Below are 22,193 nucleotides of genomic sequence, written 5' to 3' on the forward strand. Positions count from 1 at the left end.
GCCCCGATTTCTATTTTTATTGATTTTCGAAAGACTGACCGGAGGTGACGCAGTTTTATGAGCAAAGTCCGCAAAGCGATTATTCCCGCGGCAGGGCTGGGCACCAGGTTCTTGCCCGCTACCAAAGCTATGCCGAAGGAGATGCTGCCGATCATCGATAAGCCTACGATCCAATATATCGTAGAAGAAGCGGTGGAATCGGGCATCGAAGATATCATTATCGTGACGGGCAAGGGCAAGCGGTCGATCGAAGATCATTTCGATCACGCCTTCGAATTGGAGAGCAACCTGGCCGAGAAGGGGAAGCTCAAGCTGCTGGAGGAGGTCCGACGGTCCTCGAAGGTCGAGATTCACTACATCCGGCAAAAGGAACCGAAGGGACTTGGCCACGCGGTTTGGTGCGCGCGCCGGTTTATCGGCGACGAGCCCTTTGCCGTCCTGCTCGGCGACGACATCGTTCGCTCCGAGGTGCCTTGCCTCAAGCAGCTCATCCATCAATACGAGCACACCGAATCGCCGATTATCGGCGTGCAGCCGGTATCGGATCAGGAGACGCAGCGCTATGGCATTATCGATCCCGCCAGCAAAGACGGCCCGATGTACAAGGTGGCCAATTTCGTTGAAAAGCCGGCTCTCGGCACGGCGCCGTCCAATCTGGCCATTATGGGGCGATATGTTTTAACGCCCGAGATCTTCCCGTTTCTCGAGCTGCAGGAACAAGGCGTCGGGGGCGAGATTCAACTGACCGATGCGATCTCCAAGCTGAACGCTGTCCGGCAGGCGTACGCCTACCATTTCTCTGGGAAGCGGTACGATGTGGGCGAAAAGCTGGGCTTCATTTTAACGACGATCGACTTTGCCTTGCAGAACGAGGAGCTTCGTAAACCGCTGCTGGAAGCCATGGAGATTCTCATGCAGTCCGCATATACGACTGGCGCGATCAGTTAAGGAGGACACATGGCGAAATCTTCCAAGGAAATGGAAATGGCATACGCCGGCGTCTCCTATCCCTCAGCGGGGCTCGCGAGGAGCGCGCCGAGATCGCATCGATCTTACGAACGTTCCAAGCGGCTGCTCGATATCTTGATGGCGGCGATCGGATTGGTCGTGCTGAGTCCGCTGATGGTCATGGTGGCCGTCTTGATCAAGATCGACGATCCGCGCGGCGGCGTCCTGTTCAGGCAGGTGCGGGTCGGCAAGTGGGGACAAGAGTTCACGATGTTCAAGTTCCGGTCGATGGCCGTAGATGCGGAGCAAAGGCTGGAACAACTGCTGCAGCTTAACGAGATCCAGGGCAAAATGTTCAAAATGAAAAACGATCCGAGAATTACGAGAATCGGCCGGTTGCTGCGAAAGACGAGCCTAGACGAGCTGCCCCAGCTCTGGAACGTGCTGACGGGAGAGATGAGCCTCGTCGGTCCGAGACCTTCGCTGCCGCGAGAGGTGGAGCAATATACGATCGCGGAGCGGGAACGGCTGCATGTCATTCCGGGCTGCACGGGATTGTGGCAGGTCAGCGGGAGAAGCCGACTGAGCTTCGAGCAGATGGTAGCGCTCGACTTATATTACATTCGCCACCGGAACCTGCGCATGGATATCGGATTGATATTCCGTACGTTCAAGGTCATGATTTTGAAAAGCGATGCGTTTTAAGAAACGCATGGCGATGCCGGAGGTTAACGATGAAAGTAACGGTGATCGGCACGGGCTACGTGGGCCTGACAACGGGCATTTGCTTGGCCTATATCGGGCATGAGGTCGTGTGCGCAGATACGAACGAGAGCAAGGTCCGGCAATTGCGGGACGGCCATATTCCGATTTATGAGTACGGCTTGCCGGAGATGCTTGCAGCGAGCGGGGAACGGATTCGTTTTACCGCACAATGCCGGCAAGCTGTCGGAACCGCCGATATCGTCATTCTGGCCGTGGGTACGCCGGCAAAGGCGGAGGGCGCTCCGGAGCTTGCTTACCTGTACGCGGCCATGGAAACGGTACTGGACGGCATAGCCGAAAAGCAGACCCCGACGCTCGTCGTCAATAAAAGCACGGTACCCGTCGGCACCGGCGATAAGCTGGCGGCGATGGCGGCATCCCGCGGAATCTCCCATCGCGTCGAGATTGCCTCGAATCCGGAGTTTCTCCGTCAAGGCAGCGCGATGCCGGATACGCTCTATCCCGAACGAATCGTCGCCGGCGGCTCTCCGACTGCTCAAGCGGCGTTAAAAGAGCTTTACGGTCCGCTCCTCCGACAGGATTTTTCTCCTCCCGCGCTTGCTCCCAGGCCGCCCGGCCTTGCGTCGGTTCCCTTTTTTGCCGTGGATCTGAAAAGCGCGGAGCTCGGCAAGTATGCGGCCAACGCCTTTCTGGCTATGAAAATCAGCTTTATTAACGAGATGGCCAACCTGTGCGATCGCGTCGGTGCGGACGTTTCGGAGATCGCCGGGATATTGGGATCCGACTCCCGTATCGGCAAGGCGTTTTTGCAGGCTGGCATCGGCTACGGCGGAAGCTGTTTTCCGAAGGATACCAAAGCGCTGCACCACATTGCGGGCACGAGCGGCTACGATTTTAAGCTGTTATCCTCCGTGATCGAAGTCAACCGGTTCCAGAAATACGTGCTCGTCGGAAAGCTTCGCAGCGCCTTGGGCGCGCTTGACGGCCGGCGGGTGACGATCTTGGGCCTCACCTTCAAACCCGAAACGGACGATATGCGCGAAGCGCCCAGCCTGCCGATCATCGAGGCGCTGCTTGCCGAAGGCGCATGCGTTACGGCGCACGATCCGGTCGGCCTGCCTGCGGCTAAGGCATTGCTGCCCGCCGAGGCGAAGACGACGACGAATCTGGACGAAGCGCTCCAGGACGCGGATGCGGCGGTGCTCGTGACCGAATGGCCGGTCTACCTGAATTATGGAGGACGTACATATCGCCAGCGGATGAGGCAGCCTATTTTCGTGGACGGCCGCAACGCTTTGCCGGTCTCCGACAGAGGCTGGCTGGACTATTACGGGGTAGGGATGCGCGCGTTGCCCTCGGCGGCACTCTCGACCTGAACGGCAAGGAAGACATGAATGGCAGGGAAGAAGAATGCCGTCGGAAAGGATGAGGATTGTGGGCACGACAAGCAAGGCGATAGCGGTCATCGCCTACGAGCTTCCGTCCGACCGGGAGCGCACGGGCGGCGTGAGCCATTTTAACCATCGCTTGTGCAACCGGTTAAGCGAGATGGGACATCGCGTTACTGCCTATTCGGTGCGAACGGCCGAAGAGGTGCAGAATGCCGCGTACCGGATCGTGACCGTTGCGGAGAATGCGACGCAGGGCAGATTGCGCCGTTACTATACGGCACCGTTATTAGGACGGAAGCTGTCGTTCGACGATTACGATCTCGTGCTTTCGAGCGGCGACGATTGGGCGATGAGACGGTCCGGGGCACCATGGGTCAGGATCATGCACGGCAGCGCCTGGCGAGAGATGACGCACAACAAGCGCGCGATTCGAAAAGCCAATCTGCTGCTGCAATACGCGCTCGAGCAAATCTCGGCCGTGCGTTCGACCGTCACGCTGTTTAATTCGAGGGATACCAAGAGGCTGTATCCGAAGAGAGCGGCCGACCGGATCGTGCATCTTCCCGTCGATACGCGACGCTTTTCCCCGGGTCCTAAGAACGATGCGCCTACGCTGTTGTTCGTAGGGGGACTTGATAGCCGTAAGAGAGGGAGATGGCTGCTCGAGCTGTTCAACGAGCGGATCAGGCCTTCGATTCCGTCGGCGCAGCTGTGGATGGTTTGCGAGCCCGGTGAGGAAGCTCCCGGCGTCACTTATTTTCGAATGGTTTCGCAGGAGCGATTGGCCGATCTGTATAGACAGGCTCATGTTTTTTGCATGCCATCGACATACGAAGGCTTTGGCATTCCTTATCTGGAGGCGATGGCCAGCGGCACGCTGGTCGTGACGACGCCGAACCCTGGCGCTATCGAGCTGTTGGACGGCGGGCAATATGGGCGAATCGTAGAAGACGGCGCTCTGGCGGACGCGTTAATCGAGTCGCTGCGTGAGCCTGTCGGTCACGGGCGCTGGACGGCCCCGGCTCTCCGTTGGGCAAGGAATCACGACTGGTCCGTGCTGGTTGACGAATTTTTACTGGCGGGCGCGGGAGCGGTCGGGATTAATACGCGATAAATGAGGGATAAAGGTTGAGAGCGACGGACGTTGCAAGCATACGAACGAAGCAAAAAAATGCGTGGATGCCGGTCGTTCAAAAGGCGGCGATGCTAACGATAGGTTTGGGCGTCTCCGCGTGGATCGGCAAGACGGTCATTTTACGGCCCGAGTGGCTGCTGCAAGCTTCGATCCTGATTCTGATCCTTATCCCCGGTTTTATTCTCGCGGCGACGAACTCCTCCAAGCTGATATCTTACGTCATCTTGATCTGGCTGGTCGGGCCGGAAATACGCAGATTGATGGATTGGGCGGTTCTGGGGTCGTATTCCACGCTGACGCTGCTCAGCCTGTCTCCCGTTCTAACGACTTCGCTGCTGGCGTTGCCGCTGCTTCGAAGAGACCGAGCGACTTCCAGAAAAGAGCTTCAAGCGCTGAAGGCGTTTATGCTGCCTTTTATTTATGCGGGCGCGATCGGCGTGCTTCTTAACAAGCTCGCAGGTTTTTACGGGGTGCTCAATTATTTCGCGCCTCTATTCCTCTTCTTCTACATGATGCTGCGCAAGTCGGACGACAGAGAGCGGGCGGCATGGATCCGGTTTTATGTCACGATGGGCTCGCTGCTGTCCATTTACGCTTGGTTTCAGTATCTGTACTTGCCTGCCTGGGACAAAATGTGGATCGAAGGGGCCAAAATGGTCTCTCTGGGACCAGCCGATCCGATGATGTTCAAAGCGTTCTCCACGCTGAACGCCAACGGCGCTTTCTCCATTTTCCTCGTTTCCGCGATCATGCCCGCGATCATCAACCGCAAATGGCGCGGTCCGTTCGGCTGGGCCGGTATTTTGTTAATGATCTCCGCGCTTTCTATCACGCTCGTGAGGGCGTCGTGGATCGTTCTGATCATTGAGATCGTTCTTTATGTACTGCTAGCTTCCGGCGCCAGCAGGCTTCGGATGATCAGCATCGTGGGCGTGCTCGTCGTTGCGGGTTTTCTCGTATTTCCGCATCTTCCGGGGGGAGATGCGCTGTCGGATCGAATATCGACGATGGGCAATTTAAAGGAGGATGCTTCCGCGAATGCCCGGCTGCTCATCGTACTGAATACGATTCCCGATCTGATCTCCCATCCGCTCGGGAGCGGATTTGGAGGCATCGGCAGAAGCACGCTGCTCAACGGAGGTTCGACCGACTTTTCCAGCCTAGCTTCCGTCGATAACGGGTACTTGGGCGTATTTGCCACCTTCGGTTTATTGGGCGGGGTGCTTGTGTTCAGAGCGATGTACCTTCAAGGCAGGCTTATCCATAGCAGCGGCACGGGCCCCTTTCGAACATTGGGTTTGATTACGCTCTTCGGACTGCTCGCAAGCTTCTTTTTCGGAGGAGAGCTTGCGACCTTGCAAGCTGTCATCTTCTGGTTGTTCACGGGACTGGCGCTTGGCAGAATCGAAGATCAAGATAACGTTGCATCGAAGGAAGAATTGCATTTGAAGCGGGAAAGGATGACGGTATGAGCGCGATTCCAGTTGTCGTCGTCAATCATGTCGCAGCGCTTGGCGGCGCTGAACGCGTGCTGATGAACTGGCTAGAACGGGTGGACAGGGAACGCTTCCGGCCGGAGATCGTGCTGCTGGATGAAGGGCCCATGGCGGCGCAGATAAGCGAATTAGGGTTAAACGTGCACGTCATCCCCTCCGGTCGGATCAGGCAGCCCATTCGATTTTCGCGAACGGTAGGCGCGATTCGTCAAGTGATACGCCATTCGAAGGCGCGTATCGTCGTAAGCTGGTCGCCCAAGCCGCACTTTTACGGCGGAACGGCCGCATGGATCGAAAAGGTGCCCGCTATTTGGTGGCAGCATGGCGTGCCTTCGGGCGGACTGTTCGACAAGTCGGTGAGCTGGCTGCCTGCCAAAGCCGTCGTATGTCCATCGTCCGTCATATCCGATGCGCAGCGCAAGGTATGGGCACCAAGGCCAACCTTCGTGCAGCCTCCGGGCATCCCGATCGCCACTTACGAGGCGGACAGCGAGATAAGGCGTTCGGTTCGCGCTTCGTTCGGATTGGCGGACTCCACCACCCTGTTTTCGTTCATCGGCCGCCTGCAGAGATGGAAGCGGACGGATATGGTGATTCGCTCGTTTCATAACGCGCTAAAAGGAAAGGACGCACAGCTGCTGATCGTAGGCGGTGCGTTATTTGGCGTCGACGGCGACTTTGAGGATGAGTTAAAACGGATGGTCGCGACCGCCGGACTGTCCGGGCAGGTTCATTTCGTTGGCCATCAGAGCAGGATCGAGCCTTATTTATGGGCGAGCGACGTCGTGGTCAGCAGCTCCATTTCCGAGCCCTTCGGCATGGTTGTCGTCGAGGCGATGGCTGCCGGCCGGATCGTATTGGCCGTTAACAGCGGCGGGCCGGCCGAGATCGTGCGAGACGGCGTTAACGGCATCCTGTATGACGGGAGCGAGGACGACTTGAGCCGCTGGATGGCCCGGATCGTATCTAGCCGCGGCACCTACGAGAAGATCGGCACGGCGGCGGCGAGCCGGGCCAGAGAAGCCTATGCATCGCAGGTCATGAGCGAGCGGTTCGGCGAATTGCTCGAGCGGTCGCTGTCATCGTAATGCACGCAGAAAGGGGAATTTCTCGTGAAGCGCCTGTTCATATCCAGCTTCATGCTTAATATCGCAGTCATGGCGCTCAACATCGTAACCGGGATCATGATGGCAAGGTGGCTGGGCCCTTATTCCAGAGGGGAGTTCGCGGCGGCTACCCGTTGGGCGATGCTGCTTATCGGACTGTTCGCGGTAGGCTTGCCCGGTGCCATGATCTACTTGGGCAAACAGTATCAAGGACGCCAGCGGGAGCTGCTCGGCGCCTACTTGATCCTTGGCCTCGGATTCGGCGCGTTCGGATTGATCGTCGGCGAGCTGGCGCTGCCCTTATTGATGGGCGACGAATCGGGCGAGCTTCTGACATACGCCCGCATTGCCATGCTGTGCCTGCCCTTCGCCGTGCTGACCGACGGATTGATTGGCGCGCTGCAAAGCCGCAACCAATTTAAAAAAGTGCTGTTTCTTCGCATTCTCAGTCCGCTTGGACAAATCGCGGTCATCGGCGGTCTGGAAGCGTCCGGCCGGTTAACGGTGGGCGGTCTGATCTGGTTTAATACGGTGCTTTGGGGCGCCCTTACATTCGTATTGACCATGATCTGGGTCGTCCGTGCGATCCGCCCCACGCTGCGCAACTTTCGGACGCAGGCCAAGGATCTTACGTCGAACGGCGTCAAGATTTTCGGCGGTTCGATCGTTGCCATTTTCGGGGGGAACTTCGATCAGCTTGTGCTATCTCTTGCTTTATCTCCGTACTCGCTCGGTCTGTACGCGGTCGCTTCGAGCATAGGCGGCTTGCTGCCTTCGATTGTCTTCGGCGCGCTTGGCGTATTTTTATGGCCAAAACTGATGGATTTGAACGAGGAACAGCGTCAGCGCAAGGTGGAGAGTATCCACGCCCTTTTGTTTTACGGCAGCCTGGCGGTTACCGCAGCCGGCGCCGCTCTTCTTCCCTTTGCGCTGCCGCTGCTCTACGGACGAGCGTACGAACCTGCCGTTTGGATGGGACTTCTCTTGCTTGCCGGCTCTCCGCTTCGGATATGCAGTGCCGTACTCATCAACTATTTGAACACCATCGGCAAGTTCCATGCCGTGACGCTGTCCGAGATCGTCAGCTTATCCTCGGGATTTGCAATCATGCTGGCGCTTCTGCCGGTCTCGGGCGGGATGTCGGCAGCCATTGCCATGCTGGCTGCAGCTGCCGTCAAATGGCTGTACGCGACGATTGTCGCTTGCCGGTCCGGTTTGTCCGTTACCGATTTGTTCAAGCCCGACGTAAGCATGCTGGACAGAAGAAAGATCAGAGCTATGCGGAGGCCCGCCGTAAATTCCGGGTCAGAAGGTTAAATCTCATCAATCTGTTGGAGGGTGCGGGATGCTGCATGTAACCGTCATTGTTCCCTCGTACAGGCGGCCGGACGATCTGGCCCGTTGCCTGGAGGGGCTGAGTCGACAGCAATATTCGAGTTATGACGTCGCGATTGTCGTCAGGGACAGCGACGAAGAGACGAAAGCGCTGACCCGGCGCTGGATCGATTCCCCTTCCGGCTACAGAAAATCGGTCGTAGAAGTTTCGGAAACGGGCGTGCTTGCGGCGATGAAGGCGGGGACAAAGCAGGCCGACGGAAGCATTGTCGCTTTTACGGACGACGATGCCGTCCCGCGTCCGGACTGGCTGGAAAAATTGGTTCGGCACTATGCGGATCCGCTGGTGGGCGGGACGGGAGGACGAGACGTTCAGCCTGGCATTCCGGCCAAGCCGGGATGCGGCGTCGGCATCGTTACCTGGTACGGGAAGCTGATCGGCAACCATCACGTCGGCGACGGTCCCGCTCGCGAAGCGGACGTTCTCAAGGGTGTAAATATGTCGTTTCGCAGGGAACTTGCCGTCTTTCCTTATGACTTGCACGGGACAGGCGCGCAAGCGCATTTCGAGGTTCATATGTGTCTCAGGGCGAGGCGGCTCGGCTACAAGCTTATTTACGACGCGTCGGCCGTCGTGGACCATTATCCTGCACCCCGTTTCGATGAGGATCAGCGCGGCAAAGCCGTTCCCGAGGCTGCCGCCAATGCCGCGTACAATCTGCAGCTCGGCATACTCAGATGGGGCGGCTCGTTCCGGGCGACAGCGCGTCTCGTTTATGCGGCGTTGATAGGAGACAGGACATCGCCGGGTTTAATGCGGCTTGCGATCGCCTGGATTCGCGGAGAACGCATCGTCGTATCGTCTTTCATACCGGGGCAGCGGGGGTATTGGCGAGGATTGAAACAATGGATGACCGGCGCCCAAAGCGCTCGACTCGGTTCAGCGAATGCGGGGATTGGTGAGCGGGAATGAACATTTTGCAAATCGCGGATCACTTCGGCCCCGCCGGAGGGCTGGAAAGGTTCATTTACGAATTCACGAAGCGTCTGAACGAACGCACGATTACGACAAAAGTCGTCGTGATGGAATTGGATTCGCGGCACGACTGGGGAGAAGAGCGCATCGATGTCAGCCGTCTCCCGGAAGACAGGGAGGCGTGGAGGGCATTGGCGGCCCGCTTTAGGCCCGATCTGATCGTGTGGCACGCAGGTCCGGAAACGGCAGGGATCGCCGAGCTGTTGTCGGCGTATGCGCCTGTCACCGCGACGGTTCATCGTCCGCTTTGCCCGTCGGGGGCGCGGCTGTTTCGCGATGCCGACGAGATTTGCGTGCACCCGACAGGCGCGGGATGCTTGTTCAGATGGTATGCGCGCAAATGCGGTACGGACATTTCGCCGCTTGAGGCGCTAAGGGCATTGAAGCGGAGCGGGGGACTGATCGGAGCGCTGCGCGGCTGCGACCGCGTTTATGCGGTCAGCCGCTCGACGAGCGATTTTCTGGCGCTGGAAGGAATCGAACCTGAACGGCTGAGAGTGATCGACAACTCCTTCGACGACGACGATATGACGGTGTATCCTCCATTGCAGCGACGACACGCCAAGGAAGAGCTGGAGTTGCTATATGTCGGAAGGATTAACTATACCAAGGGCGTGCAGTACCTGTTGCGGGCGGTTCGGCGTCTGTTGGACGGCGGTCACCGCGTCCGGGTGACGATCGTCGGGGACGGCTGGTTTACGGATAAAATGAAAGCTCTTGCTCTTGAGCTGGGCTTGCGCGGCGAGGTCGTTTTCACGGGGCATGTGAGCGGCTCGGCCATCGACGCCTATTACGACAAGGCGGATATGCTGGTCGTGCCGTCCGTCTGGCCGGAACCGGCAGGGCTTGTCGTACCTGAGGCCAGGCGCAGAGGAAAGCCGGTCGTCGTATTTGACGCGGGCGGCTTATCGGAATGGCAATCGTACATGGATGGCGTGTATACCGCGAAGCACGCCAATATCCAGGATCTGGCCGAAACGATCATAAAAGCTTCAAAGGATGATTTTTCAAGGAAAATTGCGGTTCCGATCCACTCGGACGCGGACAAGCGCACGAATCTGATCGAGGACCTGGTGGCGATGAGCCTCGACCTCGGAAAGGAGATCGTCGGAAAATGATGTTACCGATCTATGCCGGAAGCTCGTCCGGGTTCGGCGAAGGCGGACTTGGCGGGCATCTCAGCTTTATTCAAAAAGCGGCTCTTGCAGCCGGGCGTCCCATCCAGATCCTGTGCCGGGACCAAACATCGAAGCTGCCCGTTGAACGCTGTCACGCCATTCCCGCGCCAGCCTGGACGCGGGCGATGAAATATACGCCTATCCGGTGGTCTCCGGCGATCCAGTCGAGCCTGATCGGGCGCCAATTCGACGCCAGGGCCGCGGAGCGTCTGCCGGAACGTCCGATCGTTTATCATTGCTTTCCCGGATTCGCGGAACAATCTTTCGAAAAGGTGAAGCGTTGGGGCGGGGTCACCGTGCTGGAAGCTGCTACGACGCATGCCGACCATGTCTATGAAGTGACCGAAGCCGAGCATCGAAAATATCGAATGGGCGGATCGCCTTTTTCTCGTCAATGGCTTCGCCGGGTTCGGCGGGAGTACGAGCTTGCGGATTTTATAACGATTGCGTCGGCCCTTCAGCGAGACAGCTTTATCAGCCGCGGCGTGCCTGCCGAGAGATTGCTCTACGCGCCGCTTGGCATCGATACCGACAGATTTACGGGACCCTCGCCGGAATACCGGCGCAGACCGAACGGCTCGAAGTTCCGCATCGTACAAGTGGGGCAGATCACGCTGAGAAAAGGGTTTATTTACCTGCTCGAAGCCGTTCGGCTCCTGAATGATCCCGAGATCGAAGTCGTGCTGATCGGCGGTATCGGCTGGAGAGCCGTACGGGAAACGATCGAGCATTACAGAACGATGGGCGTAGCGGTACGCCATGCGAGCGGGGATCCGCTGCCGGCGCTTCGGGAAGCCCACCTTTACGTACACGCCTCCGTGGAGGACGGCTTCGGCCTTGCGCCGCTGGAAGCGATGGCGTCAGGCCTGCCTGCCGTCGTGACAGACCAGACAGGCATGCAGGATCTGATCGAGGACGGCAAGGACGGTCTCGTCGTGCCGAGCAAAGATCCGCGGCGTCTCGCAGACGCGATCGCGCTGCTCAAGAACGACGAGCCAAGACGGCTCGCAATGGGCGAGGCCGCGGCGCGCAAAGCGAGAAATTACGATGCGGTCGCTGCGGCCAGGCGCTACGCAAGCGCGCTGCGTCCGGCTTGGGGGTGAATGGCATGCTGACGCGCTCGTTTAAGATATTGCTCGCCTCGAACTTGCAACGACTGCTTCGTTTTATTCAATACTGGTCCGTGCAGCGAGGCGGTCCCGATGCCGATCTTACGGTCACCATCGAGAGCGGCTGCAGAATTCATCCGGACGTGAAGATCGGACGCCATACGTACATCGGCTATCATGTTCATGCGGATGCAGGCTCGATCGGCGCGTTCTGCTCGATTTCCTGGAACGTGACCATCGGGGCGGATGAACACCCGCTTTCCGGCGTCTCCAGACATCCTTTTTGGTACGCGCCGGACCATCCCGGGCTTCGCGCCACCGAGCGCAGATGGTCTCAGTCCAAACCGGCCCCCGTCATCGGCAACGACGTATGGATCGGCGCGGGGGCGACGATATTGCGCGGCGCGGTCATCGAAGACGGCGCGGTCGTAGCGGCCGGAGCGCTTGTAACCGGACACGTACCGGCCTATTCCGTTGTTGGCGGCGTGCCGGCCAAGGTCATCCGAACCCTGTTCGACGATACGACCGCCGCGGCGCTTCGCGAACTGCGCTGGTGGGAATGGGATACCGCCAGGCTGCGGCAGATGGCTCCTTTTTTCGGCGATCCGGCGGCTCTGCTTGCCCAGTGCCGGCAATCGGTCGGCGATCCGGCGGAGAAGCTGGGGGAGCGGGCCATATGAACGATAATCCAAACGGCCGCAACCGACTGAAGAAATTGAAAAAAACTGTCGCATTGCGTTTGCATGCTTTCCTTCAATATTGGACGACTCAAAACGTTCAAAATCAGCCGCTCATTCATGAGACGGCTTTTATTTTGCCGCTTGCGAAAGTAAGTCCGTCCGTATCCGTCGGGCGTTACAGTTACGTTCGCGGTGGAGCTTTGATCGACTCGGGCAGTGTCGGCGCTTTTTGCTCGATCGGGCCGAATGTGCTCATCGGGGGCGACGATCATCCGCTGGATGCGGTATCCACGCATCCTTTCTGGTATTGCGAGGACGGCTTGACGATGCCGCGCGAAGCGGCGGGCGAGCCCGGCTGGACGCAGCCCAAGCCCGCGCCCGTTATCGGCAATGATGTCTGGATCGGCGCCGGCGCGCAGGTGCTGCGCGGAGCGATCGTCGAAGACGGCGCCGTCATCGGAGCGGGGGCAATCGTCACTGGTCGGGTACCGGCATACGCCATCGTTGTCGGCGCGCCTGCCAAAGTCGCGCGATACCGATTTGGCGTGGAACAAAGAGAGCGCCTGCTGAGGAGCCGTTGGTGGGAAAAAGAAGCGGATGAGATCGCGCGCATAAGGCATCTGTTCGCGGATCCCCAAGCGTTCTTGAGCGAGTTGACGACCGGGGAAAGGCGCTGCGAAGCTGACGACAATCCGGAGCAAGCGGAGGCTGCCGACAAGGGGGAAGCGGTATGAATATTTTAACGACGGGCATGGGCTGGATCGATCACAAACCGGGCGGGTTAAACCGGTATTTTGCGGATTATTCGCAAGCGATGACGGAAGCGGGTCACGAGCTGCGGGCGCTCGTCACCGCGGACGGAGATCGGCCTACGGCGCCGGCATATGTAGAGGCCGTCCCGGGCAGCGGCGACGGAACGGGAACCTGGGATCGGATGCGGGCGTTTCGAAGGGCGATCGGCAGGGGCGGACAATCCTGGATCCCGGACGTATACAACCCTCATTTTGCGTTGTACGCATCTCTCGTTAATAGAGGCAGGCTGCCTCGGGACATTCCGATTGTTACGCATTTTCACGGTCCTTGGGCGGAGGAATCGATGGTGGAGGACAAGGGAGCATCGACGGCTCGATTGCTTCGTTATCGTATGAAAAAATCGGTAGAGAGCCTGGCCTATCGGCGGTCGGATCGGTTTATCGTGCTAAGCCGGCACTTTGCCGAGATTTTAAAGCGCGATTACGGGATCCCCGAAGAACGTATCGTACGGATTCCGGGGGCCGTGGATGCGTTACGCTTTCGGCCGGCCGAGAGCGTTCGCCAGGTTCGCGCGGAGCTCGGTATCGGAGAGGGGCAGCGCGTACTCTTTTGTGTGCGCAGGCTAGTCAGAAGGATGGGAATCGACAGGCTGATTCAGGCAATGGCGGCGGTATCCGCAGAGCATCCTGAAGCGCTCCTCGTTATCGCAGGAGACGGATCGATGCGCAGCGAGCTGGAATCGCTGGCTTCCAGGCTCGGGTTAGCCGGAAAAGTCGTATTTACCGGGCGCTTGTCTAACGAGTTGTTAGTGAAGTGGTTCCAAGCCGCCGATTGCAGCGTCGTGCCGACCGTCACGCTTGAAGGCTTCGGCCTGGTGACCGTTGAGTCTCTCGCTTGCGGCACGCCTGTGCTGGGAACGCCGAACGGCGGTACGCGGGAAATACTGGAGGCGTTCGAGCCTTCGCTGCTCTTTGACGACGAGTCGGCGGAGGCGATGGCCAGGACGATTAAACGCTGGCTTGCCGGCGACGCCCGCTTGCCGAGTCGCGAGAATTGCCGGAAGCATGTCCTGGAGCGCTACACATGGTCCGAAGTCGCGGGACGGGTCACCGAAGTATTTGAAGCGACATTAGAAGCGCGCAGGAGGAGGTCTGCCCGATGAAGGTCGGTTACTACAACCACACGGCCGATGTTAGCGGCGCGGAGATCAGCTTGTTAGCCATGGCAACCCACCTTCGCGAAGCTGAGCCCCTATTGCTCTGTCCTTCCGGCGAGTTGGCCGAACGGGCACGAGCCTCGGGGCTTCAACACGTGGCGGTGCCGGGCTACCGCGCGCGAATGACCCGGAATCCGCTCAGACTGGCCCGCCATTTGCTTGGTATGGCAGCAGAAGGCCGGCAGATCGCCAGGATCGTGCGGGAACAAGGAATCGATATCGTCCATGCAAATTCGATCCGCGGCGGTCTGACGGTATCCCTGTTCGCGCGCCTGCGCGGCGTCCCCGTCATTTGGCATATTCGGGACCATATGCCGGGAGGTCTGATCGGGAGGCTCGTCAAGACGGTTGCGGCACGCAAGGCGAGCTCGCTTGTCTGTATCTCCGAAGCCGTGAAAAAGGGAACCGCCGAATTGGGGGACGATCTTACGCCGGTGATTCTGGACGGCCTGGAGGCCAGGGTGGGCGAGCTTGCCACCGTCATCCATAACGGCGTCCCCCTGGATAGCGAGGACGATACCGATTGGGCGGCGGACCGCGACCGCATCCGCCGCGAGCTCGGCGCATCGCCGGATACGGTCGTCGTGACGATCATCGGCCAGATCGCGCCGTGGAAACGGCAGGAGGATGCGATCGAGTCGCTCCGGCTGCTGCTCGCGCGCGGGCTGGACGTGAAGCTCTGGATCGTCGGCGAGCCGAAGTTCCGGGAGGAAAACATGGCGTACGCCGAACGGCTGAAGGCGATGGCCGCCGCGCCGGACCTGGCGAGACGCGTCGTATTCACCGGCTTTAGAAGCGATATCAAGGAGATCTGCCGGGCGGCGGATCTTCTTGTCTTATGTTCGGACAACGAGCCCTTCGGCCGCGTGCTGATCGAGGCCATGGCAGAAGGAATTCCGGTTGTGGGAACGAGGGCCGGCGGCGTTCTTGAGATTGTGACGGAAGGCGAGACCGGGATGCTCTACGGGATCGGCGACGTTCCGGCGCTGGCCGACAGCATCGGCGCGCTCGCGACCGACCCGGAGCGCAGGCAACGGATGGGACGTGCCGCATTCGTCCGCATCCGGGAGAAATTCGGCATCACCTCGACAGTCGCCAAGGTCGAAGCGCTTTATCGCGAGCTTCGTCCAGTGCGTGGCGCGGGACCGCGGGTAGCGATCGTCCACGATTATCTGAACCAGATGGGCGGGGCGGAGCGCGTCGTTTCTTCGCTGCTGCGCATCTATCCGGACGCCCCCGTGTTTACGACGATCGCGGACAGGGCCAAGCTGCCCGCGGATCTCCGGTCGGCGGATATCCGGACGACGTGGATGCAGCGCATTCCGGGCATCAACAAGCGCTTCAAGCTTTTTTTCTGGCTGTATCCGCTTGCGGTGCGGTCGATGGACCTGAGCGGCTTCGATCTGATAATCAGCTCGAGCAGCGCTTACGCCAAAGGGGTGCGCGTGCCCGAAGGCGCCGTGCACGTGTGCTATTGCCATACGCCGATGCGATTCGCCTGGGACTTCGACAATTACGTCAAGGACATGGAGCTGTCCGCAGCGGTAAAGAAGCTGTCGCGTCTCATGATCGCGCCGCTGCGCCGCTGGGATGCGGCCAACACGGCCGGGGCGGACGAACTGATCGCCAACTCGAGCATCGTGCAGGAGCGGATTCGCGACCATTACGGCAGGCAGGCGGCGATCATCCATCCGCCGGTCGATACGGAACGGTTCAGCCGTGGAAAATCAGAGGCGCGCGCGCCCGGCGACTATTATCTCGTCGTCTCGCGGCTCGTCTCCTACAAGCGGATCGATGTGGCCGTCGAGGCCTGTTCCTTGCTCGGCGAGCGGCTGATCGTCGTCGGCGACGGCCCGGACCGCGAGCGGCTAGCGCGGCTGGCGGGCCCGAACGTCTCTTTTCTCGGACGCCTGCCGGACGGCGAAGTCGAGCGCCTCATGCGGGGATGCCGCGCGCTCCTATTTCCGGGCGTCGAGGATTTCGGCATCACGCCGCTGGAGGTCAACGCTTGCGGGCGGCCTGTCATCGCCTACAGGGAAGGCGGAGCGCAGGATACGATCCGGCAGGGCCTGAACGGTCTGTTTTTTGACAAGCAGACGCGCGAGTCGCTCGCGCGGACGCTGCTTGGATTCCAGTCGTGGACCTGGGACCCGGCGCGCATCCGCGCGTATGCGGCGGGCTTCGGCGAAGAGCGGTTCGAGCGAGAGATCCGGGCGGCCGTATCCGCGGCGCTGTCCGCCAGAGAGCAGCCGGCGGCAAGTCCGGCAGGACAAAGAAAGGAAGCGGTCGTATGAAGCTGGTTTTATTGTCGGGAGGATCGGGCAAGCGGCTGTGGCCGCTCTCCAACGAGACCCGGTCCAAGCAGTTTTTGAAAGTGCTCGAGCGCGAGGACGGCACGATGGAATCGATGGTTCAGCGCGTATGGCGCCAGCTCGGCGCTTCCGGTCTCGCGAGGGACGCCTATATCGCGACCGGCAGCAATCAGGCGGAGATGATCCGCTCGCAGCTTGGCGAAGTTCCGATGGTGCTGGAGCCGAATCGCCGGGATACGTTTCCGGCGATCGCGCTGGCCGCCGTCTACCTGTACGCGATCGAAGGCGTCTCGCTGCAGGAGACGGTCGCCGTGCTTCCGGTCGATCCGTACGTGGAGGATCGTTTTTTCGACCGCGTCGCCGAGCTGGATCGCGTGCTCCGGACGTCCGGCGCGCCGCTTGCGTTGATGGGCGTCAAGCCGCTCCATCCTTCCGAGAAATACGGCTATATCGTCCCGAAGCCCGCGAGCGGCGTCACTTCGTCCGACTGGCAGCTTGTCGGCAGGTTCACCGAGAAGCCGTCCGAGGCAGAGGCGAAGCGGCTCATCGGGGAGGGTGCGCTGTGGAATTGCGGCGTATTCGCGTTCCGCCTCGGCATGCTGATCGATCTGCTGATCGAAAAGCAGCTGCCCATCAATTACGAAGAGCTGGTCCGCAGCTACGAAAGGATGCCGAAGATCAGCTTCGATTATGAGGTCGTCGAGCAAGCCGGCACGATCGCGGTCTCGGAGTATGACGGCTATTGGAAGGATCTCGGGACGTGGAACACGCTCACCGAAGAGATCAAGACGGGCGTCATCGGCAACGGAACGAAATGCGACGAATCCACGGGGTCGCATATCGTCAACGAGCTTGGGCTGCCGATCGTGCTGCTCGGGCTGCAGAACGTGATCGTCTCCGCCAGTCCGGACGGCATATTGGTGGCCGACAAGCAAAAAAGCCCCAAGGTGAAGGAAATCGTAGGGAGCCGGGACGACGAGCCGATGTTCGAGGAACGCGTGTGGGGATCCTACCGGGTGCTCGATTGCAGCGTATCCGGGGCGGACAAGGTCACGAAGGTCGGTTTGATCCAGATGCATGCCGGCAAGCAGCTGCCGTACCATGCGCATCTGTTTCGCAGCGAGACATGGACGGTCGCTTCGGGCGAGGGCGAGCTGCTGCTGGACGGAATCTGGCGCAAAATGAAGGCGGGCGATGTCGTGCATATCCCCGCAGCCGCGAAGCACGGCATGCTCGCGTTGACGGATCTGTCGCTGGTCGAGGTGCAGATCGGGACTGACCTGTCCGTCGACGATGTCAGGGAGGCGGCTTGGGACGGGAAGGATCGGGCGTCTATCGGCGGAGGGGAGTGATATCCGATTGGCAAGAACAAGTTCGTCAAATGGGGCCTGCATTACAACGGCGGCACGTACTGCGCAATCTACGGCAAGAAAAAAGCGCATGACATGCTGTATCGGCTGAGCTATTGCGTCAACGGCTTGTCCGTCGTGCCGATGGGGACCCGCCGAAGATCGCCGGCGCCCTGCAAGGAAAACGGCGAAGAAGGGCGCGAGGCGTGAGCAGCGCCGGAGCCGCGCGGCTCGCTCGGGCGCTGCCGGCCGTCGCCTGCCTGGCGCTGATCTTTTTTTTCTCGTCCCAAACGTACGGCGAGCAGAGCATTATCCCGCTGCTGCGTCGCCATATTTCGGAGTATCGGTTGTCCGGCATGCTGCCCGACATCTCGTTCCGGTACGGCCATTCGCTCGTTTCAGCCCGGCAGGCTCCTTACCAATTCATCGAGTTTTTGTTTCGCAAGGGCGCCCACGTATTTTGGTACGCGATGCTGTGCGTCAGTCTCTATCTTGCGCTGAAGGCGCTGCCGCGCCTCGCGCCGAGCGCGCTTCTGCGGCTAAGCGCGGCTGCAGTCCTTTTGGCGGCGGCCGCATGCGTAGACGAGTGGAACCAGGCGCGCATCGCCGGCAGAACCGGCCAACCGGTCGACGTGCTGCTGGACGTTGTCGGCGGGCTGCTTGCGGCCGCGATATTTCTGATGGCGGCGGGCTCGATCAAAGCGGCACGGCGGCGGGCCGGATCTTCGCCCCGTTGACGCCGCTATTCTCTATTGACGGAGGGTGTATCATGCAACTCGAATCATTCGAGCCGGAGCAAATGAGCCGTATATCGACGCAGCCGGACAACAAGCGGGAGCAGCGCCGTCAGATTCGCTTGCGATTGAACGGCAGAGCTTCGGCACGCATTCATATCGTCCGGCTCGGCGACGTTCGCCCGACGCTGCCGCCCGCTCTGGTCGAAATGCTAGACTTAAGCCCGGGAGGCTGCTCGGTCCGCACGGCACTTCGGCTTCCGCTAAGAGAAGACGCGTTATATCTGATGGATTGGCAGCTCGAAGGCATGACGATGAAGATTAAAGGCAGGATCGTCTGGTGCCGCGAAGACGAATACGGGTACCGGTATGGCCTTCAATTCGCGTCCGGCGCGGTGGAAACGATTCTGCTAGTTCGCCTTCTCAATGCGCTGATTTTGAAAACTTGTCCGCATCAAAGCCGTATTCATCGTCTCTACCGCTCGCAACTGGATAAACTGTTGCGGCGGTAGTTTTTCTTTCTATAAATTTGTAAGCGCTATCAATTAAAATTAATTCAGATTGAAATAGAACAATTCGTGCTTGACAAGCAAGAAGTGGGTAAGTAAGATCAAGTAATAAGATACAGGATGTATCAATATGTTACAGACTGTGTAATGGATGGCGATCCTGAGTATAGGACAGGAGGCGGCTCGCGATGAATCAAGGTCAATTCTACTGCGTGGCATGCAATGAGCTGATAGGATTGAAAGAAGCGAGATTGCTTTTTAAGTCGGGCTACTACACGGTTATCTATCCGCTGGGCTGCTGCCGGAGCTGTTGCGCGAAGCACGGACTAAGCGAGACCGGAAGTTCCTCGGAACTGCTCAAATTGCAGAAAAGCGAGGATTGGCGCACGCCTTCCTCCGTCATGATCGCAATCTAGCTTCCGATCCTTGCGGCGACGCGCCGGTCTCCGGTCTATCGCTTGACCCTCCGCAGCCATGGCCCGATAATGATAGAAAACGGGATGAGCGGAGGATCGAAGGCGATGGCAAACTTGATCTTCGTAGTTGGCGGCGCGGGGGCCGGCAAGACGACATTGGCCAAGCTGGTGGCGGCACGTCGTCATGTCGCACTTTTCGACATGGACACCATGCTGCGTCCGGCGGCCGAAGCGCTCATGACCCAGGCCGGGCTCGATCCGACGGACAGGGATTCGGAGGCATATAAGGCGCTATGCCGGGACCTCGGCTATCGGATCACGATGGATGCCGCGCTCGAGAATGTCGCGATCGGCACGGATGCGATCGTCATCGGTCCTTTTTCCCGGGAGTTGAACGATCCTGCGTGGCTGAGCGACGAGCTGGGCCGTGCAGGTCTGGATCCGGCTGCCGTCCGGGTCAAGGTCGTATCGGTATTTCTGGCGGACGAATCGCGGTACAAGGAACGAATCGCGGGCAGAGGCGGTTCACTGGATCAATGGAAGCTCGCGCATTGGGAGCGATTCAGCCTAAGCCTGGGCCGCAAGACGGTTGCCTGGCAGCTGCCGTCGAATGCCGTCTTGTACGTCGACAATTCGACGGCATCCCCCGATCGCGCCGCGGAAGAGATCGAACGGTTCATTTACGGCTGACAGCCCCTCCTCCAGCCTTGCCGCAATTCTCCTTAAGTCCCATTCTCCTTATGTCTCCGTCTCCTTATGTCTCATTCTCTTGAAGTCCAATTCTCCGTTATCCCAAGTTCCCCTTGCCGACAGCCCGATTATCCTTCTTGGTCGCGCCTGTCGACATTTGCTATAATGGTGAAGATTTACAAATCTACATACGGAGGAGAAATCATGTCCCAAGCGCCCGTCGTCAGCCTGCAGAACGTATCGAAGCGCATTGGCGGCCGGACGATCATCGATCGTCTCACGCTTGAAGTGAATCCCGGCGAAGTGTTCGGATTCCTCGGCCCCAACGGTTCAGGCAAGACGACGACCATCCGCATGATGGTCGGATTGATCACGATGTCGGGCGGCGATATCTCGATCGCCGGCCATAGCGTCAAGACATCCTTTCCCCAAGCGATCGCCCGCGTCGGCGCCATCGTCGAGAACCCGGAGATGTATAAATACCTGACGGGTTATCAGAATCTGATTCACTTCGGACGCATGAACCCGGGCATCACCAAGGCGCGCATCGACGAGGTCGTCGCGCTGGTCGGCCTGCAGGACCGCATTCACGACAAAGTCAAGAAGTATTCGCTCGGCATGCGCCAGCGGCTCGGCGTCGCGCAGGCGATCCTGCACCGTCCGGCGCTGCTGATCCTGGACGAGCCGACCAACGGCCTCGACCCGGCGGGCATCCGCGAGCTGCGCGACTATTTGCGCAAGCTGTCCAGGGAAGAAGGCACGGCCGTGTTCGTATCGAGCCACCTCCTCTCCGAGATGGAGCTTATGTGCGACCGCGTCGCCATCATCCAGAAGGGCGAGCTCATCGACATCCGGTCGCTGCGCGCCGAATCGGCGGGAGCGGTCGCAGGACTGGAAGAAGTGCTGTTCGATGTCGACCGCCCGAGCGAGGCCGTGACCGTATTGGAGGGCCGCGGCTCCGCGCGCTTCGCCGAAGGCGGCTTCACCGTGACGGCCGACCGCGAGACGATCGCCGACATGAACGCCCGGCTGGTCGCGGCGGGGATCCGGGTCTACGGCATCCGCGTCAAGCTCAAGTCGCTCGAGGACCAATTCCTCGAGGTTACCGGGGGTGAGACCATTGGCTAGCTTCTGGAATCTCGTGCAAAACGAAAATATGAAAATTTATCGCCGGGTCAGCACGTGGATCATGCTGGGCATTACGGTCCTTATCCCGCTGTTGTTCACGGTTGCGCTGGCCCTGCTCGCCGATGAAGAAAATGCGAACAACTGGGAAGCGATGATGCTCGAATCCCAGATTTTGTTCCTTCTGATCACGATTTTTGCGGTCGTCAAGTCTTCGGAGACCGTCGCGGGCGAGTTCTCCCGCGGCACGATCAAGCTGCTGCTGATTCGTCCGTGGAGCCGCTCGTCGATCCTGCTGTCGAAGTTCATCTCGATCGTTCTGTTCGCGCTGCTGTTCACCGTCGTCGGCTTTGCGGTAACCTGGCTGGGCAACGTCATCGCCTTCGGCTATACGGCGAATCCGGCCAACCTGATCTCCGAACAGTCGCCGCTCGCGGGCAGCTCGCCCTGGGCATACGCGCTTCGGTATTATCTCGATGAATTCATTACGCTGATCGTGGTCGTCACCTTCGGCTTCATGCTGTCCTCCGCATTCCGCAGCAGCGGCCTCGCGATCGGACTGTCGCTGTTCCTGCTGTTCTCCGGGAGCATGATCTCGGGACTGCTGGCGCTGACGGACAAGGCATGGGTTAAATACGTGCTGTTCCCGCATCTCGGGCTGTCCACTTACGTGAACGGCGGCACCCCGGTACCCGATCATCCGACGACCTATGCGTTCTCGCTGGGCGTACTGGCGGTTTACTTCGTCATTTTTAACGTGATCTCCTGGACGGTGTTCACCAAGCGCGACGTATCGGCCTGACAAGGCTCGGTCCGGTTTCGCATTAACGGTATTCGAGCGCGATAGCGCGGTCTCTGCGATTGCTGCGGAGGCCGCGCTTTTTTGTGTTGCATTCGCATAATTAATCCCGTGATAACACGGCAGAAATACCCGGTTAATAGTAGGCAT

21 protein-coding genes are annotated in these 22,193 nt (G+C 59.5%); all 21 read left to right on the forward strand.

The window, feature by feature from the left end:
* Positions 1-57 precede the first annotated feature (57 nt).
* The 21 genes from galU to KB449_RS04350 all read left to right on the forward strand — a co-directional run bounded on the left by galU (position 58) and on the right by KB449_RS04350 (position 22,046).
* Positions 58-948, forward strand: a complete 891-nt coding sequence (galU, locus tag KB449_RS04250; RefSeq protein WP_282907176.1) for a UTP--glucose-1-phosphate uridylyltransferase GalU — start codon at positions 58-60, stop codon at positions 946-948.
* A gap of 9 nt (positions 949-957) precedes the next feature.
* Positions 958-1,653: a sugar transferase gene (locus KB449_RS04255; RefSeq protein ID WP_282907177.1), complete on the forward strand. Its 696-nt coding sequence runs from the start codon at positions 958-960 to the stop codon at positions 1,651-1,653.
* A gap of 29 nt (positions 1,654-1,682) precedes the next feature.
* Entirely contained in the window at positions 1,683-3,050 is a 1,368-nt protein-coding gene (locus tag KB449_RS04260) for a UDP-glucose dehydrogenase family protein (RefSeq protein ID WP_282907178.1), read from the forward strand.
* Positions 3,051-3,108: 58 nt separating this feature from the next.
* Positions 3,109-4,179 carry a glycosyltransferase family 4 protein gene (locus KB449_RS04265; RefSeq protein ID WP_282907179.1) on the forward strand — a complete coding sequence of 357 codons (1,071 nt, stop codon included), beginning with the start codon at positions 3,109-3,111 and terminating at the stop codon, positions 4,177-4,179.
* A 14-nt stretch (positions 4,180-4,193) separates the two neighbouring features.
* A complete protein-coding gene (locus KB449_RS04270; RefSeq protein WP_282907180.1) occupies positions 4,194-5,672 on the forward strand; it encodes an O-antigen ligase family protein in 1,479 nt (492 codons plus the stop codon).
* Positions 5,669-6,784 (forward strand): glycosyltransferase, encoded by a 1,116-nt coding sequence (locus tag KB449_RS04275; protein WP_282907181.1) that lies wholly within the window; start codon positions 5,669-5,671, stop codon positions 6,782-6,784. The genes KB449_RS04270 and KB449_RS04275 overlap by 4 nt, the downstream gene beginning before the upstream one ends.
* Positions 6,785-6,808: 24 nt before the next feature.
* Positions 6,809-8,119 carry a lipopolysaccharide biosynthesis protein gene (locus KB449_RS04280; RefSeq protein WP_282907182.1) on the forward strand — a complete coding sequence of 437 codons (1,311 nt, stop codon included), beginning with the start codon at positions 6,809-6,811 and terminating at the stop codon, positions 8,117-8,119.
* A gap of 28 nt (positions 8,120-8,147) precedes the next feature.
* On the forward strand, positions 8,148-9,110 hold the full coding sequence (locus tag KB449_RS04285) for a glycosyltransferase family 2 protein (protein ID WP_282907183.1): 963 nt from the start codon (positions 8,148-8,150) through the stop codon (positions 9,108-9,110).
* Entirely contained in the window at positions 9,107-10,291 is a 1,185-nt protein-coding gene (locus tag KB449_RS04290) for a glycosyltransferase family 4 protein (RefSeq protein ID WP_282907184.1), read from the forward strand. Before KB449_RS04285 ends, KB449_RS04290 begins: the two co-directional genes overlap by 4 nt.
* The gene (locus tag KB449_RS04295) at positions 10,288-11,454 is read left to right on the forward strand and encodes a glycosyltransferase family 4 protein (protein WP_282907185.1); all 1,167 of its coding nucleotides are present in this window, start codon (positions 10,288-10,290) and stop codon (positions 11,452-11,454) included. Before KB449_RS04290 ends, KB449_RS04295 begins: the two co-directional genes overlap by 4 nt.
* Positions 11,455-11,459: 5 nt before the next feature.
* Positions 11,460-12,140, forward strand: a complete 681-nt coding sequence (locus KB449_RS04300) for a CatB-related O-acetyltransferase (protein ID WP_282907186.1) — start codon at positions 11,460-11,462, stop codon at positions 12,138-12,140.
* Positions 12,137-12,874, forward strand: coding sequence for a CatB-related O-acetyltransferase (locus KB449_RS04305; protein ID WP_282907187.1), 738 nt, complete (start codon positions 12,137-12,139; stop codon positions 12,872-12,874). The genes KB449_RS04300 and KB449_RS04305 overlap by 4 nt, the downstream gene beginning before the upstream one ends.
* The gene (locus KB449_RS04310; RefSeq protein ID WP_282907188.1) at positions 12,871-14,055 is read left to right on the forward strand and encodes a glycosyltransferase family 4 protein; all 1,185 of its coding nucleotides are present in this window, start codon (positions 12,871-12,873) and stop codon (positions 14,053-14,055) included. Before KB449_RS04305 ends, KB449_RS04310 begins: the two co-directional genes overlap by 4 nt.
* Entirely contained in the window at positions 14,052-16,403 is a 2,352-nt protein-coding gene (locus tag KB449_RS04315) for a glycosyltransferase family 4 protein (protein WP_282907189.1), read from the forward strand. The genes KB449_RS04310 and KB449_RS04315 overlap by 4 nt, the downstream gene beginning before the upstream one ends.
* The gene (locus KB449_RS04320) at positions 16,400-17,773 is read left to right on the forward strand and encodes a sugar phosphate nucleotidyltransferase (RefSeq protein WP_282907190.1); all 1,374 of its coding nucleotides are present in this window, start codon (positions 16,400-16,402) and stop codon (positions 17,771-17,773) included. The genes KB449_RS04315 and KB449_RS04320 overlap by 4 nt, the downstream gene beginning before the upstream one ends.
* A gap of 203 nt (positions 17,774-17,976) precedes the next feature.
* Positions 17,977-18,507 (forward strand): VanZ family protein, encoded by a 531-nt coding sequence (locus tag KB449_RS04325; protein WP_282907191.1) that lies wholly within the window; start codon positions 17,977-17,979, stop codon positions 18,505-18,507.
* 32 nt (positions 18,508-18,539) lie between these two features.
* Positions 18,540-19,016, forward strand: a complete 477-nt coding sequence (locus tag KB449_RS04330) for a PilZ domain-containing protein (RefSeq protein ID WP_282907192.1) — start codon at positions 18,540-18,542, stop codon at positions 19,014-19,016.
* 185 nt (positions 19,017-19,201) lie between these two features.
* Positions 19,202-19,429: a hypothetical protein gene (locus KB449_RS04335; protein ID WP_282907193.1), complete on the forward strand. Its 228-nt coding sequence runs from the start codon at positions 19,202-19,204 to the stop codon at positions 19,427-19,429.
* Positions 19,430-19,534: 105 nt separating this feature from the next.
* Positions 19,535-20,119 (forward strand): P-loop nucleotide/nucleoside kinase family protein, encoded by a 585-nt coding sequence (locus KB449_RS04340; RefSeq protein WP_282907194.1) that lies wholly within the window; start codon positions 19,535-19,537, stop codon positions 20,117-20,119.
* A 204-nt stretch (positions 20,120-20,323) separates the two neighbouring features.
* Positions 20,324-21,247, forward strand: a complete 924-nt coding sequence (locus tag KB449_RS04345; RefSeq protein WP_282907195.1) for an ABC transporter ATP-binding protein — start codon at positions 20,324-20,326, stop codon at positions 21,245-21,247.
* The gene (locus KB449_RS04350) at positions 21,231-22,046 is read left to right on the forward strand and encodes an ABC transporter permease (protein WP_282907196.1); all 816 of its coding nucleotides are present in this window, start codon (positions 21,231-21,233) and stop codon (positions 22,044-22,046) included. Before KB449_RS04345 ends, KB449_RS04350 begins: the two co-directional genes overlap by 17 nt.
* The last annotated feature ends 147 nt before the right edge of the window (positions 22,047-22,193 follow it).

This window comes from Cohnella hashimotonis (genome assembly GCF_030014955.1).
Classification (GTDB): domain Bacteria; phylum Bacillota; class Bacilli; order Paenibacillales; family Paenibacillaceae; genus Cohnella; species Cohnella hashimotonis.